This window comes from Streptosporangium nanhuense, from assembly GCF_059358815.1.
Genome location: NZ_JCADBG010000008.1, coordinates 308,521 through 323,113, shown reverse-complemented (window position 1 = coordinate 323,113; position 14,593 = coordinate 308,521). Strand labels below are relative to the sequence as shown.

Below are 14,593 nucleotides of genomic sequence, written 5' to 3'. Positions count from 1 at the left end.
CGTGCCGTCACCCCTCCCGGGAGGATGTCACTCGAACGACTCCAGGCGCAGGACCGCCGCGAGGCTCTCGTTGTCGCCGTAGTCGACCGGCACGTCGACGACGACGGGCCCCGGCGTGTCGAGGGCCCGGCGGAGCACCGAGGGGAGCTCGTCCGCGGAGGCCACGCGCATCCCGGTCGCGCCGAAGCTCTCGGCGAAGCGCACCGTGTCGATCGGGCCGAGGTCGACCCCCGACGTCCGCCCGTACTTCAGCCGCTCCTGGAAGGCGACCATGTCGTAGGTGCCGTCGCGCCACACCAGATGCGTGAGGTCGGCGCCGACGCGCACGGCGGTCTCCAGCTCCATGGCGGAGAAGAGGAAGCCCCCGTCGCCGGAGACGGACACCACCCTGTGGCCCGGCCGCACCAGCGCGGTGGCGACGGCCCAGGGCAGTGCCACGCCGAGCGTCTGCTGGCCGTCGGAGAACAGCAGGCCGCGTGGCCGGTAGGTCCGGAAGTGGCGGGCCATCCAGATGTAGTGGGAACCGACGTCGCAGACCACGGTGGCGTCGTCGTCGACCGCCTCCCGCAGGGCGCGGACGATCCGCAGGGGATGGATCCGGCCCGGACGGGACTCGGCGGGCGCGGCGTCCAGCTCGGCGAGCCTGGCGCGCAGCGCGGCGACACGGGCCACGGCGCCGCGGGCGGGAGCGAGCCCGTCCAGCCGGTCGGCCAGCGCCGTCACGGTGGCCGCCACGTCGCCGCGCAGCTCGACCGACGGCCGGTAGCGATTGTCGATCTCCGCCGGGCCGTCGTCCAGGTGGACGATCTCCGGTCCCGGCCCGGGGCCCGGGTTCCACAGCCCGGGGTCGTACTCGACGTGGTCGTAGCCGACGGCGAGGACGAGGTCCGCCTGGGCCAGCGCCTCGTCGCCCGGCTGGTTGCGGAACAGCCCGACCCTGCCGAGGAAGCGTTCCTCCAGCTCCCCCCGCGGCACCACCCCGGCGGCCTGGAAGGTCTCCACCACCGGCAGTCCGGTACGGGACATCAGGCCGCGCACCGCCTCGGCGGCGGCCGGGTCGCCGGTCCGGGCCCCGAGCAGCACGACCGGCGTCCGTGCCCGCCTGACGGCGTCCGCGGCCCGGTCGACCGCCTCCGGAGGGGCGGCCCCGAGCCGTGGCACCTCCGGCGCTCCGGCGGGAGGCTCGGTGACGGCGTCGGCGAGGAGGTCCTGCGGGAGGATGACGGCCACGGCCCCGCGAGGCGAGGTGGTCGCCGCCCGGCAGGCGTTCGACACGACCTCGGGCAGGGCGGCCACGTCGTCCACCTCCCAGGTGAACTTGCAGACCGCCCGGAGCAGGCCGACCGAGTCCATCGACTGGTGCGTCCGCTTCAGCCGGTCGGCGCGGGGCACCGCCCCGGCGAACGCGACGACCGGGTCGCCCTCCGTGGTCGCCGTCGCCAGGCCGGTGGCCAGGTTGGAGGTGCCGGGGCCCGAGGTCACCAGCACCACGCCGGGCCGTCCGGTGAGCCGTCCGGCCGCCGCCGCCATGAAGGCGGCGTTCTGCTCGTGCCGGCACACCACCAGCCGCGGCCCGGCGTCGAGCAGGGCGTCGAACACCGCGTCGATCTTGGCGCCCGGGATCCCGAAGACGTACTCGACCCCAGACATCTCCAGGCAGTCGACCAGCAGGTCCGCACCGGTGGCGGGAACCCGCCTCACGAGCCGGCGCGCCGTCACGACCATGTCCGCCCTCCCGTCCGCATGGCGAGAGGTCCCTGTGACACAGGGTCCCCGTCGCGAGTCGCAAAGAGTGCCGGCCACCCTGGATCCGGGTGAACGCGATGCCGTCCGGCCTGCCGCCGATCACGGTCCCGCCCCCGGTCGTCCGGTGGCGGTCCCGTCCAACGCTACGCGCCCGCCCAGGAAGCCACAAGAGGCCCTTGACCCCGCTGACCAGCGCGTTTACCGAACGCGCACCGGGCCGGGGAAGGCGAGTCCCGCCGCGGGTCAGGCCAGGGAGGGGGATCCCTCGGCCGGCCGGGGGTCGTCCGCGCCGGACGGCGCGATCGGGCGTCCGGCCAGGAAACCGGCCGCCAGCTGCAGGCCGCACGCGCCGAGCCCGGCCAGCAGCGGCAGCGTCCAGCCGCCCGAGAGCTCGTGAAGCGCCCCGATCAGGAGCGGCCCGAGCGCGGCCAGCGTGTAGCCGACGGACTGGGCGACGGCCGACAGCGCGGTCACCGAGACCGGGTCGGGCGCGCGGAGCGTGATGATGAGCAGGGCCAGCGCGATCGAGGCGCCCTGTCCCACCCCGAGGACGATCATCCAGAGCCACGGCAGGGTGGCCGGGGCGATCAGCACGCCGAGGTATCCGGCGACCGTGAGAACGGTCGCGGCGGTGACGTACGGCACCTGCGACCGGGCCCGTCCCGCGAGCACCGGGACGGTCAGGGTGGCCGCCACCTGGGCCAGGTTGGTGAGGCTGAGCATGTATCCGGCCTGGTCGGCGGGGAGCCCCGCGTCCTTGAAGATCGTCGGTATCCAGGCCAGCATGATGTAGAAGGTCAGCGACTGCAGGCCCATGTAGACGGTGACGTACCAGGTCACCCGGCTGCGGAGCAGCTGGGCGAACGGCCTGGGCGCGACCTCCGGGCGGGCGGGGCGGCGCAGGGCCTGGGGCAGCCAGAGGGCCGCCGCCGCGAGCGCCGGGATCGCGGTCATCGCGGTCACCTCGCGCCAGCCGAGCCCCGTGGCCCGCTCGATCGGGACCACGGAACCGGACGCCACGGCGGCGCCCAGCACCAGGCAGGAGACGTAGACCGCGGTGAACGGGCCGACCTTCGCGGGGAAGTGCTGCTTGACCACGCCGGGCATCACGACGTTCATCACGGCGATGGCCGTGCCCGCGACGGCCGCGCCCGCGTAGAGCGCGGGGACGCTGCCCACGCTGCGCAGCGCCACGCCCGCGGCCAGGATCAGCAGCCCGGCCATGAGCGTGCGGTCCAGCCCGAAGCGGCGGGCGAGCAGGGGGGCGAGCGGGCCGAGGACGCCCAGGCAGACCACCATGACCGTGGTGATCGCCCCTCCCCCTGCGGCGCTCAGCCCGAGATCGTCCATGATCTCGCCCAGCACCGGGGAGACGCCCGCGAGCGCGGGCCGCAGGTTGAGCGCCGCGAGCACGAACCCCGCGATGAGCAGAACCCGCGACACCCACGACACCGGTGACACCCGCGACACGCTCACTCCCCGCTCGGACATTGCCCAACTCTCCCATAAGCCTCACAGAGCACCAAAGGGGGAGGTTATTCAACGCATCAGAAGGGATACGTCGCGATATTTCCTTGCATCGTCACCCAGCGCGTCTCGGTGAAGGCCTCGATGTTGGCCCGTCCCCCGCCGAAGCGCGAGCCGGTGCCCGACGCGCCGACCCCGCCGAACGGTGCCACCGCCTCGTCGTCCACCGTCTGGTCGTTGACGTGCACGATCCCGGTGGGAACGAGGTCGGCCAGCGCCAGGCCGCGCATCGCGTCGCGCGTCAGGATGCCCAGCGACAGGCCGTACTCGCTGTCGGACGCCAGCGCGGCGGCCTCCTCGATCGTGGAGAACGGCAGGACGGGCGCGACCGGGCCGAACACCTCCTGGACGTACGCGGGAGCGCGCGCGGGCAGGTCGGCCAGGACCGTGGGCCGGTAGAAGAGTCCCTCGTAGGTGCCGCCAGCCGCCAGCCGCGCCCCCGCGTCGACGCTCGCGGTGACCAGGCCGTGGACCTTGTCCCGCTGGCCGGCGTCGATCAGCGGGCCGAGCGCGACCTGCCCGCCCGCCGGGTCGCCGACCGGCAGGTGGTCGGCCTTCTCCGCGAGCCGCGCCACGTACTCCTCCGCGATCGAGGAGTGCACCAGGTGGCGTCCGGTGGTCATGCAGATCTGCCCCTGGTGCAGGAAGGAGCCCCAGGCGCCCGCCGAGACCGCGAGGTCCAGGTCGGCGTCGTCCAGGACGATCAGCGCGCTGTTGCCGCCGAGTTCCAGGTGCGCCCGCTTGAGCAGCCGCCCGCACGCCTCGCCGACCGCGCGCCCCGCCGAGGTCGAGCCGGTGAAGGAGATCACCCGTACCAGCGGGTCGCCGACCAGCGCCTGCCCCGCCGCCACCCCTCCCGGCAGCACCTGGAGCAGCCCGGACGGCAGCCCCGCCTCCTCCAGGACGCGGGCGATGACGACGCCCCCGGAGACGGCGGTGCGCGGGTCGGGCTTGAGGATCACCGCGTTCCCCAGCGCGAGCGCCGGGGCGACCGACCGGATGGCGAGGATCAGCGGGAAGTTGAACGGGGCGATCACCCCGACCACCCCGGCGGGCACGCGCCGGGCCAGGCTGAGCCGCTGTTTGACGGTCGGCAGGATCTCCCCGAGCGGCTGGGACGCCAGCGCGGCGGCCTCGTGACACTCCTGTGCGGCGACGTGCGTCTCCACGCCCGCCTTGGGGCGGATTGACCCGGCCTCGCGGACCAGCCAGTCCTGGATCTCCTCCGCGTGCTCCTCGAACAGCCCGCCCGCCCGCCGCAACACGGCCGCCCGCTCCTCGAACGAGGTCGCCGCCCACTCCCGCTGCGCCCGTACGGCGAGCACGGCCGCCGCCGCCACGTCCTCGGCCCCGGCCACCCCGACCCTGCCGAGCTCCGCGCCGGTGGCGGGCTCGACCACGGCCGCGTCACCCGCGCGCGAGGTGACCCATCCGTCCCCGAAAATCTGCCCGGCCCACTTCTTGGCATCCATAAGCGGCATGGTGTCTCCTTTGTCTTTTTCGTCATGGCGGGGTGCGCGGTTGTCACCCGGCCGTGGCTGTCATTCAGCGGGCGAGGCCGGCAGGGCCAGGCCGGCGGGGCTGCGGTGCGCCTCGGCCGGGTCGCCGGTGACGACGGCAACCGCGGTACCCGGCGCGACCGGCGGCCCCGGCTCGTCGACCCGGACCGGGTGGTCCCCGGCGAGACCGGCGAGCCGCCCCATCAGGAAGGGCTCCAGCGCGAGGTGCCCGCGGTCCTGCTGCCCGGCCGAACCCTCGTGCAGGGCGAGGACGAACTCCAGGTCGTCGGGGAACCCGGCCAGCAGGGAGACCTCGGTCGAGCCGGGGTTGGCGAAGATCGTGGTCATGCCGGTACGGCGGAGCACGTCGAAGGTCGCGTCCCTGACGGTCCGCACCGGCCCGCCCTCCCCCGCCGGGCTCACCGCTCACCTCGTGCCCGCTGGATCTGGGCGTACAGGTGGCCGCGCAGGTCGGCGAAGCGCGGCAGGGAGCGGGTGGTGAGCTGGTCGCGCCCGGGGGGCAGGTCTATCTTGAGGTCCTCCAGCACGACGGTCGGCGAGGACGACAGCACGACCACCCGCTGCCCGAGATAGACGGCCTCGTCGATGTCGTGGGTGACGAACAGCGTCGTCACCCCGAGGTCGCGCCAGAGCGCGAGGATCAGGTCCTCCAGGTCCGCCCTGGTCTGGGCGTCGACGGCGGCGAACGGCTCGTCCATCAGCAGCACCTGCGGCTCGTACGCGATCGCCCTGGCGATCGCCACCCGCTGCTGCATGCCGCCGGACAGCTGCCAGGGGTAGGCGGCGTCGGCGTCGGCGAGGCCGACGGAGGCCAGTGACCCGGCCACCAGCTCCTCCCTGCGTTCGCGCGGCACCTTCTTCTCCCTGAGCGGGAGCTCGACGTTCTGCCGCACCGTCATCCAGGGGAACAGGCTCCGGCCGTACTCCTGGAAGACCACCGCCATGCGCGGCGGCGGGCCGGTCACCGGCACGCCCGCCACCCGCACCGACCCCGAGGTGGGGGCGAGCAGGCCGGCCACGCAGCGCAGCAGGGTGGTCTTGCCGCATCCGGAGGGGCCCACGACGCAGACCAGCTCGCCCGCGCCCACCCGGAACGTCAGGTCGCGCAGGGCCTCGACGTCCCGGTCCTCGTAGACCTTCCTCAGCCCGGAGATCTCAAGCATGGTCACCCCCGCGTCCGTGGTACCGGTGAAGGACGCGGCGTTCGAGCCGCCCGAACAGGACGGCCGGCCCGTGACCGAGCATGCCGAGCAGCAGGATGCCGCTCCACATCTCGGGGATCTCGAACCCGCGCCGGAAGAGCGCGATCGTGAAGCCCAGACCGCTGCTGCCGGCGAACATCTCGCTGATCACCATCAGGATGATCCCCACGGACAGCGCCTGCCGCAGGCCCGTCATGATCTGGGGGGGCGGCGGCGCGCAGCCGGGGCGAGAAGCCGGGCCCGACTCGGGGGAGGCTCTGCCCGGACCACGAGAAGCCGCGCCCGGACCGGGAGGAACCCTGTTCGGAGCGAGGGGGACCATGCCCGGGAGATGCTCGCGGCGCCGCCCTGCACAGGGGTGATCGTCAGGTCGATGTTCTGCCGGTCGAAGAACCCCTTGGCCTTGCCGAGGCGAGTCGGCGCGGTGTCCACGATGGCGATCACACCGGCGTTCCCCCTGTCCTTGGATCCTCCGGCACCCCCGGCAGGTTGCCCGTCCGAACCGCACGCGACCACGCCGGTCAGGAGGCCGGTCAGGACGGTTGTGGGACGGCGCACGGGACCTCCCGAAGGGAAGAACGCAAGGGGTGACGTTCGTTATACGAACAATGATTCTCCGGACGAACGGGGCATATCGCGGAAGTTACGCCGCCCGTGTCAAGTGTGTCAAGCAATCGCGAGCCGCCCGAGTTGACCGTCAGAACGACGGGTCAGTATGTTCATTGAGAGAACATCCGTTCACATAACGAACAAACACTCCGGCAGCTGTGTCACCCGACGTCCCCCGACGTCACCCGAGCACCGGAGCGGCCGAAGCACCGGGCGGACAGGAGTTTCCGACCTTGAACGACGTCTACGTCCTCGACGCGGTCCGCACCCCCATCGGCCGGTACGGCGGGGCGCTGTCGGGCGTCCGCCCCGACGACCTGGCCGCGCACGTCGTCCGCGCGCTGGCCGACCGCGCCCCCGCCCTCGACCCCGCCGCCATCGAGGACGTGTTCTTCGGCGCGGCCAACGGGGCGGGCGAGGACAACCGGGACGTCGCGCGGATGGCCGTGCTCCTGGCCGGGCTGCCGGTGACGGTTCCCGGCACCACCCTCAACCGGCTGTGCGGCTCCGGCCTGGAGGCGGCGATCGCCGCCTCCCGCGCGGTGGCCGTGGGCGACGCGTCCCTGGTGGTCGCCGGAGGTTCGGAGTCGATGAGCCGGGCGCCGTGGGTGATGCCCAAGCCAGCGCGGGGCTTCGACCGGGGAGAGCGGACCCTGCACGACACGGCCCTCGGCTGGCGCATGGTCAACCCCCGGATGCCCGCCGAGTGGACGGTCGCCCTGGGCGAGGGCGCCGAGATCCTCGCCGACCGCTACGACATCGGCCGCGAGGCCCAGGACCGGTTCGCGCTGCGCAGCCACCGGCGCGCGGCGGCGGCCTGGGAGCGCGGCGTCTTCGACCGCGAGGTGGTCCCGCTCGAAGCCCTCGACCGCGACGAGTCCGTCAGGGCCGACTCGACGGAGGAGTCGCTGTCCCGCCTGAAGCCGGTCTTCCGTTCCGGCGGCACCGTCACCGCGGGAAACGCCTCCCCCCTCAACGACGGCGCCGCCGCGCTGCTCGTCGGCGACGAGGCGGGGGCCGCCCGGTCCGGGCGAGCCCCGCTGGCCAGGATCGTCTCCCGCGCGGTGGTCGGCGTCGAGCCGCACCTGTTCGGCATCGGACCGGTCGAAGCGGCCCGTACGGCCCTCAAGCGGGCGGGCGTCGGCTGGTCCGACCTGAGCGCGGTCGAGCTCAACGAGGCGTTCGCCGCCCAGTCGCTGGCCTGCCTCGCCGAGTGGCCCGACCTCGACCCCGAGATCGTCAACGTCAACGGCGGCGCCATCGCGCTCGGCCACCCCCTCGGCTCCTCGGGGGCACGCATCCTCGGCACCCTCGCCCACGATCTGCACCGCCGGGGCGGCGGGTACGGCCTGGCCGCCATCTGCATCGGCGTGGGCCAGGGACTGGCCGTCGTCCTTGAGGGAATCGGTTCCTGAGCGGCGTTCGAACCACCCGGAGGTGGACATGACCTCTCCAGCGACTCCCGCGACCGGCGGCCTGTTCTCGGGGATGTTCGCCAGGGGCGCGGTCCCGGCGGAGGTGTCGGACGTCGCGTGGCTTGCCGCCATGCTGGACGCCGAGGCCGCGCTGGCCCGCGCGCAGGCCGGGATCGGCCTGGTCCCCGCCGAGGTGCCCGCCGCGCTGGCGCGGGCCTGCCGCCCCGAGCTCTACGACATCGCCGAGCTGGGCGAGCGGGCCGCGCGGACCGGCAACCCCGTCATCCCCCTGGTCGCCGCCCTGCGGGAGCGGATCGAACCCGGCCTGCGGCGGTTCGTCCACTACGGCGCCACCAGCCAGGACATCAACGACACCGCCGCCATGCTGGTCGCCCGCCGCGCCCTGGCACCGATCCTGGCCGACCTGTCCGCCTGCGCGGACGCCTGCGCGCGGCTGGCGTCCGACCATCGCGGCACCGTCATGGCCGGGCGCACCGTCCTGCAGCACGCCGTGCCCGTCACCTTCGGGTTGAAGGCCGCGGGCTGGCTGAGCGCGCTGGACCGCTCGCGGACCGGGCTCGCGGAGGTTCCGCTGCCGGTCCAGTACGGCGGGGCGGCGGGCACCCTGTCGGTCCTCGGCGAGCGCGGCCACGAGGTGCCTCCGCTCCTGGCCGCCGGGCTGGGGCTGGCCGAGCCGGTCCTCCCCTGGCACACCGACCGGACCCCGGTGGCCCGGCTGGCCTGCGCGCTCGGCACCGCCGCCGGGACGCTCGCCAAGGTGGCGAACGACGTGAAGCTGCTCGCCCAGACCGAGGTGGCGGAGGTCGCCGAGCCCACCGGCCCCGGCCGGGGCACCTCCAGCGCGATGCCGCACAAGCGCAACCCGGTGGGCTCGATGTCCGTGCTCGCCTGCGTCCAGCGCGTCCCCGGGCTGGTCGCCTCGATCCTGGACGGCATGGTCCAGGAGCACGAGCGCGCGGCGGGCCCCTGGCAGGCCGAGTGGGAGACGCTGGGCGAGCTGCTCCGGCTGACCGGCAGCGCCGCCTCCTGGCTCCGCGAGGTGCTGGAGGGCCTGACCGTGGACACCGCCCGGATGCGCGCCAACCTCGGGGCGACCCGCGGGCTGCTCATGGCCGAGCAGGTCGTCGTACGGCTCGGAGGCACCCCGGAGGCCCGGCGGCTGGTGGACGCCGCCTGCGCCCGCGCCGCCAAGGAGGGCGCGGAGCTGCGGGAGGTCCTGCTCGCCGACCCCGGTGTCTCCCTGCCCCCCGAGGAGATCGACGCGGCCCTCGACCCGGCGGGCGCCCTCGGCTCCGCCGCCGCCTTCGTCGACCGGGCGCTCGCCGCCCACGAGAACCTCACCGAAGCCGAGACCGAAACCGGAACAGGAGCGGGAGCGGGAGCCGGCACGTGAGCGAACGGGACACCGGAGAGACGAGCACGAACGGACAGGAGAGCGGGTACATGAGCGAGCCCACAGGCGGGGAGACGAACGGCGCGAGCGGACGGGCCTCCGAAGAGGCGGACCGCGCGAACGAAAGCGCGGCCGAAGGAGCGAACCGTACGAACGGATGGGCGGCCGGGGACGCGACACGCCGGGCCGTACTCGGTGACGAGCACGTGGACCGCGCCGTCGCGAGCACCACCCCGTTCACCGCGGACTTCCAGGAGTTCATCACCACGTACGCGTGGGGTGAGATCTGGACCCGTCCCGGCCTGGACCGGCGTACCCGCAGTTGCGTCACGCTGGCCATGCTCGCCACGCTCGGGCACGAGCACGAGCTGGCCATGCACGTCAGGGCGGCGCTGCGCGTCGGCCTGACCGAGGAGGAGATCAAGGAAGTGCTGCTGCAGACCGCGATCTACGCGGGCGTGCCCGCCGCCAACCGGGCGTTCGCGGTGGCACGGGCGGCGCTAGAGTTCGACCGGAACGAGGAGGGCGGGGATGGTCGAACCGGTTGACCGTGGCTCGGACCACGTGCAGTCGCTGGCACGCGGGCTCTCGGTGATCAAGGCGTTCAGCGCGACGAGCCCCGAGCTGACGCTCAGCGAGGTGGCCCGCGCGACCGGCCTGACCCGGGCCGCGGCCCGGCGGTTCCTGCTGACGCTCGTCGACCTCGGCTACGTCAGGACCGACGGGCGGCTGTTCGCGCTCTCCCCCCGCATTCTGGACCTCGGATACGCCTACCTGTCCAGCCTCTCGCTGCCCGAGGTGGCCGAGCCGCACCTCGAACGCCTCGTCGCCGAGGTGCACGAGTCGGCGTCGGTGGCGGTGCTCGACGGCGAGGACGTCGTCTACGTGGCCCGGGTGGCCACCAGCAGGATCATGCGGGTGACCATCAACATCGGCACCCGTTTCCCGGCCCACTGCACCTCGATGGGCAGGGTGCTGCTGGCCTGGCTGCCGCCCGGCGACCTCGACGCCTACCTCGGGAACGTCGAGCTGCACAGGTTCACCCCCAAGACGATCACCTCCCCCACCGCGCTCGGCGCCGAGCTTGACAGGGTCCGCGCCCAGGGCTGGGCCATGGTCGACCAGGAGCTGGAGGAGGGCCTGCGCTCGATCGCCGTCCCGGTCAGGGAACGCTCGGGGCGGGTGACCGCCGCGATCAACATCTCCTCCCACGCGAGCCGTACGACCTCGGAGTCCGCCCGCCGCCACCTGCTCCCGCCGCTGCTCGCCACCGCCGCGCGGGTGGAGGCCGACCTGCACGCCTCGGGCGTCAAGGGCAGCGCCCTGTCTCCCCGCTGATCCTGACCACCGGGCAGCGCCCTGTCCCCCCGCTGACCCTGACCACCGTCCCTGGCACGTCACCTCGATGACAACGTTGTCAGCAGGCCGAACCTGGGCGATGATCGGTGCCGTGACAGAGAGCTCGCGGGGACGTCCCACCATGAAGGACGTCGCGGCCCTGGCCGGAGTGGCGCTGAAGACCGTCTCCCGGGTCGTCAACGACGAGCCGGGGGTCAACCCCGCCACCGCCGAACGGGTCACGGCCGCCATCGAGCGGCTCGGCTACCGGCGCAACGAGAGCGCCCGCGTCCTGCGCCGGGGCAGGACCGCGAGCATCGGCCTGGTGATCGAGGACGTGGCCGACCCCTTCTACGCGGGGTTCAGCCGCGCGGTCGAGGACATGGCGCTCCGGCACGGCTCGCTGCTGCTCAGCGGCTCCTCCGGGGAGGATCCCCGGCGCGAGCGGGAACTGGCGCTCGCCTTCTGCTCCCGCGGGGTCGACGGCCTGATCATCGTGCCCGCCGGGACCGACCACGACTACCTGCGGCCCGAGCTCGACGCGGGCGTCGCCGCCGTCTTCGCCGACCGGCCGGGCGGGCTGGACGCCGACACGGTGCTCTGCGACAACGCCGGAGGCGCGCACACCGGTGTGGCCCACCTGATCCGGCACGGTCACCGCCGCGTCGCCTACGTCGGCGACGACACGTCCATCTTCACCTCCGGCGAGCGTCTGCGCGGCTACCGTCGCGCCCTCGAGGAGGCGGGCCTGCCCTTCGACGCCTCCCTGGTCGCGACCGGCCCGGCCCGGCAGGCCGGACCCGCCCTGGCCCGGATGCTCTCCGGCGAGAACCCGCCCACGGCGGTGTTCACCGGCAACGGCCGGATCACCGTGGCCGCGCTGCGCACGGGACACCGGCCCGCCCTGGTGGGTTTCGACGACTTCGAGCTGGCGGACCTGCTGGACCCCGGCGTGACCGTGGTGGCCCAGGACCCGGTCCGGCTCGGCGGCACCGCCGCCGAACTGCTCTTCCGCCGCCTGTCCGGCGACCACGGCCCTCCCGAGCGGATCGAGCTGCCGACCCGGCTCATCCCCCGGGGCTCGGGAGAACTCCCGCCGTGACGGGCTTTCCAGCAGTCAAAGCGGTCAAAGCGTTCAAAGAGGTCAGGCGATGTGGGCGGGCAGCGCGACGCCGGTGAGGCGTTCGGCCTCGGCCCACAGCCGGGCGTTGGTCGCGGCGTCGAGGGCCCTGCGGGGCGGCCGGGCGGTGACGGTGGGGCCGACCAGTCCGAACCGCCTGCCGGGGCCGTAGTAACCCCCGGCGACGGCGTCGGGATCGGTCGCGGCGTACAGCAGCGGCTCGGTGCCCTGCTCGACGCCCTGTGAGGGCAGGAGACCGTCGAAGGCGCCGAGGAGGGCCGACAGGCGCGACCTCCTGCCGCCGCCGAGGCTCGCGCCCGCCGTCTGCAGGTTCGTGCGGGTGTAGCCGGGGTGGGCGGCGGTGCTCAGCACGTTCCAGCCGCGCTGTTCGGCGAGGGCGGAGAGGTGCCGGGTCAGCATGAGGTCGGCGAGCTTGGACTGGGCGTAGGCGCGGTTGGGCCCGTAGCGGCGCTCACCCTGGAGATCGTGGAAGTCGATCCGGCCGAAGTGGGCCATGCCGCTGCTCATGGTGACCACGCGCGGCACCGGGGCGGCGAGCACCGTCGGCAGGAGCCGGACCGTCAGGGCGAAGGGACCGAGGTAGTTGCTGCCGAACTGCAGCTCGAAGCCGTCGGCCGTGGTCAGGCGGGTGGGCGGGGCCATCACCCCGGCGTTGTTGACCAGCAGGTCCAGCGGGGTCCCCTCGGCGATGACCCCGTCGGCGAACTCCTCGACCGAGCCCAGGTCGGCCAGGTCGATCCGGCGCACCTCCAGCCGGGCGTGCGGGTGCCGGGCCAGGATCTCGGCGCGGGCCCGCTCGCCCTTGGCGACCGTGCGGACGGCCATCACGACGCGCGCCCCCGCGTCGGCGAGACGCCGGGCGGCCTCCCTGCCCGTACCGCTGTTGGCCCCGGTGACGACGGCGAACCTCCCGCTCTGGTCGGGTACGGCGTACACGGCGGCTCCTTCGGATTCTTTTAAAGACTGACGGTCTGTTGTCGTGGACGCTAGCAGACTGACGGTCTCTTAACAAGGGACCGCCGGTCTGTAGACTGCCGGGATGACGACCTTCCAGCGCGCACGCAGCGAGGAGCAGCGCGCGATGCGCAGGCAGGCGATCCTGGACACCGCCGCCGCGATGCTGGCCGAGATGCCGGTGGCGCAGGTGAGCCTCAACGAGCTGAGCAGGCGCGTCGGCCTGGCCAAGTCGAACGTGCTGCGCTACTTCGAGTCCCGCGAGGCCGTGCTCCTCGAACTGCTCGACGCCGCCTCACGGGAATGGCTGGAGCGGCTCGACGGCGCGCTCACCGCGGCGGTCGGCACCGGCACGCCGTACGAGCGCGGCGACCAGGTGGCCGCCACGCTCGCGGCCACGCTCGCGGACCGCCCGGTCCTGTGCGACCTGGCCGCCGCCCAGGCGTCGGTGCTGGAGCACAACGTCTCCCCGCTGGTCGCCGCGCAGTACAAGCGCGCCGCCGTCGCCAACGCCACCACCCTGAGCCGGCTGACGGGCCGGCACCTCCGCGAGCTCGGCGAGCACGACACGATCAGGCTCGCCGGCGTCACCGTCATGGTGGTCGGCGCCGTGTGGAGCCACTCGCGCCCGGCGGCCGCGATGCTGGCCGCCTACGAGGCCGACCCGTCACTGGCCGCCATGCGGCTGGACTTCGGCACGGCTCTCCGCGAGACGCTCGAAACCCTGATCGCTGGCCTGCTCACCCGCCCGTCCCACCGGGGCGAGGCGTAGCCCGGACCGCCGCGGCGCAGGTCGGTGCGGGATTGGCCGGGGCGACGGCGGGCATACCGACCTCGTTGCCGACTCGGGGGGAGAACGCATGTCACAGGGGTGGAAGACGGTCGTTCGGCGACGTCCGCGCGCACGGACCGTCATGAGACCGGGACGCGCCCACGATCCGGCCGCACCGACCGCGAGGCGACCGTGAGCCTGACGGCGGGGATCCTCGCGGGCGCGGCGGGCACCACCGCGCTGAACATCGCCGGCTACCTGGACATGGTCGTACGCGGCCGGCCCGCGAGCGAGCTGCCGGCCCGGGCGGCGGGCGAGCTGGCCGAGGGCGCGGGCATCGACCTCGGCCCGGGGGAGGCCTCCGGCAGCAGGCGCGAGAGCCTGGGCGCGCTGCTCGGGTACACGACGGGCATGGGGGTCGGCGGGTTGTACGGCCTGCTCGCCGCGGACCGGCGCGTTCCGCCGCCGGTGGCCGTCCTGGGACTGTCGGCGATGGCGATGGCCGCGAGCGTCGTCCCTCTCAGCCTGCTGCGCCTGACCGACCCGCGCGACTGGGACGCGTCGTCGTGGATCTCCGACATCGTCCCGCACCTCGCCTTCGGCCTGACGGCCGCGACCGCGTACGACCGCCTGACCCACCCCTGACCCGGGCTCCCGCCGGTCGTTCGCCCGTGGCAGATCCGATCAAGGAGACGCCGCGGGGCGAGCAGCATGGAACGCATGACGATAAAACTCACTAAATACGGACACGCGTGTGTGCGGCTGGAGAAGACGGTCTGATCAACGAGTGGGGCGTCAAGGTGCTGGAGGGCGTGCTCGCCAGTGAGGCCGAGAAGCTCGGCGCCGACATCCGGCGCCTCAGGCCCGGCGAGAGCGTCGAACTCTGATCCCCGGATCCAGCGTCACGCGGCTCCTGCTCGCACCACTACCGGCGGATGCTCGCCCCTCTGCTGGA

Annotated in this window: 15 protein-coding genes and 1 pseudogene; 8 read left to right on the top strand and 8 right to left on the bottom strand. The window is 73.7% G+C overall.

The annotated features are described in order from the left end of the window. Positions 1–27 precede the first annotated feature (27 nt). From alsS to AC5L38_RS18335, 7 genes and pseudogenes are all read right to left on the bottom strand, one after another. Positions 28–1,725, bottom strand: coding sequence for an acetolactate synthase AlsS (gene alsS / locus AC5L38_RS18365; RefSeq protein WP_495244008.1), 1,698 nt, complete (start codon positions 1,723–1,725; stop codon positions 28–30). Positions 1,726–1,989: 264 nt separating this feature from the next. After that, positions 1,990–3,237 (bottom strand): CynX/NimT family MFS transporter, encoded by a 1,248-nt coding sequence (locus AC5L38_RS18360; RefSeq protein WP_495244007.1) that lies wholly within the window; start codon positions 3,235–3,237, stop codon positions 1,990–1,992. A 56-nt stretch (positions 3,238–3,293) separates the two neighbouring features. Beyond that, complete coding sequence (locus tag AC5L38_RS18355; protein WP_495244006.1) at positions 3,294–4,754, bottom strand: benzaldehyde dehydrogenase; 1,461 nt, start codon at positions 4,752–4,754, stop codon at positions 3,294–3,296. Positions 4,755–4,814: 60 nt separating this feature from the next. Next, the gene (locus AC5L38_RS18350) at positions 4,815–5,195 is read right to left on the bottom strand and encodes a thiamine pyrophosphate-binding protein (RefSeq protein WP_495244005.1); all 381 of its coding nucleotides are present in this window, start codon (positions 5,193–5,195) and stop codon (positions 4,815–4,817) included. Further along, positions 5,192–5,956, bottom strand: a complete 765-nt coding sequence (locus tag AC5L38_RS18345; RefSeq protein WP_495244037.1) for an ABC transporter ATP-binding protein — start codon at positions 5,954–5,956, stop codon at positions 5,192–5,194. Before AC5L38_RS18345 ends, AC5L38_RS18350 begins: the two co-directional genes overlap by 4 nt. Beyond that, positions 5,949–6,200: pseudogene (locus tag AC5L38_RS18340) on the bottom strand (ABC transporter permease); the annotation flags it as partial. The gene AC5L38_RS18345 and the pseudogene AC5L38_RS18340, both read right to left, overlap by 8 nt. Further along, the gene (locus tag AC5L38_RS18335; RefSeq protein WP_495244040.1) at positions 6,188–6,553 is read right to left on the bottom strand and encodes a hypothetical protein; all 366 of its coding nucleotides are present in this window, start codon (positions 6,551–6,553) and stop codon (positions 6,188–6,190) included. The pseudogene AC5L38_RS18340 and the gene AC5L38_RS18335, both read right to left, overlap by 13 nt. Positions 6,554–6,837: 284 nt before the next feature. Between AC5L38_RS18335 and AC5L38_RS18330 the strand changes: the two genes are divergently transcribed. From AC5L38_RS18330 to AC5L38_RS18310, 5 genes are all read left to right on the top strand, one after another. After that, positions 6,838–8,019 carry a thiolase family protein gene (locus AC5L38_RS18330; RefSeq protein WP_495244004.1) on the top strand — a complete coding sequence of 394 codons (1,182 nt, stop codon included), beginning with the start codon at positions 6,838–6,840 and terminating at the stop codon, positions 8,017–8,019. A 28-nt stretch (positions 8,020–8,047) separates the two neighbouring features. Then, positions 8,048–9,433 carry a 3-carboxy-cis,cis-muconate cycloisomerase gene (gene pcaB / locus AC5L38_RS18325; protein WP_495244003.1) on the top strand — a complete coding sequence of 462 codons (1,386 nt, stop codon included), beginning with the start codon at positions 8,048–8,050 and terminating at the stop codon, positions 9,431–9,433. A 50-nt stretch (positions 9,434–9,483) separates the two neighbouring features. Beyond that, the gene (gene pcaC, locus AC5L38_RS18320) at positions 9,484–9,981 is read left to right on the top strand and encodes a 4-carboxymuconolactone decarboxylase (protein WP_495244002.1); all 498 of its coding nucleotides are present in this window, start codon (positions 9,484–9,486) and stop codon (positions 9,979–9,981) included. After that, complete coding sequence (locus tag AC5L38_RS18315; RefSeq protein WP_495244001.1) at positions 9,965–10,771, top strand: IclR family transcriptional regulator; 807 nt, start codon at positions 9,965–9,967, stop codon at positions 10,769–10,771. The genes pcaC and AC5L38_RS18315 overlap by 17 nt, the downstream gene beginning before the upstream one ends. Before the next feature lie 112 nt (positions 10,772–10,883). Continuing rightward, positions 10,884–11,873 carry a LacI family DNA-binding transcriptional regulator gene (locus AC5L38_RS18310; RefSeq protein ID WP_495244000.1) on the top strand — a complete coding sequence of 330 codons (990 nt, stop codon included), beginning with the start codon at positions 10,884–10,886 and terminating at the stop codon, positions 11,871–11,873. Between the two features lie 42 nt (positions 11,874–11,915). Here AC5L38_RS18310 and AC5L38_RS18305 read toward each other — a convergent pair whose 3' ends face one another. Beyond that, positions 11,916–12,848, bottom strand: coding sequence for an SDR family oxidoreductase (locus AC5L38_RS18305; RefSeq protein WP_495243999.1), 933 nt, complete (start codon positions 12,846–12,848; stop codon positions 11,916–11,918). 103 nt (positions 12,849–12,951) lie between these two features. On the opposite strand from AC5L38_RS18305, the gene AC5L38_RS18300 reads away from it, so the two are divergent. From AC5L38_RS18300 to AC5L38_RS18290, 3 genes are all read left to right on the top strand, one after another. Then, positions 12,952–13,638, top strand: a complete 687-nt coding sequence (locus AC5L38_RS18300) for a TetR/AcrR family transcriptional regulator (RefSeq protein ID WP_495243998.1) — start codon at positions 12,952–12,954, stop codon at positions 13,636–13,638. 192 nt (positions 13,639–13,830) lie between these two features. Then, positions 13,831–14,283: a hypothetical protein gene (locus AC5L38_RS18295; protein WP_495243997.1), complete on the top strand. Its 453-nt coding sequence runs from the start codon at positions 13,831–13,833 to the stop codon at positions 14,281–14,283. A gap of 107 nt (positions 14,284–14,390) precedes the next feature. Further along, positions 14,391–14,525, top strand: coding sequence for a hypothetical protein (locus AC5L38_RS18290; protein ID WP_495243996.1), 135 nt, complete (start codon positions 14,391–14,393; stop codon positions 14,523–14,525). The last annotated feature ends 68 nt before the right edge of the window (positions 14,526–14,593 follow it).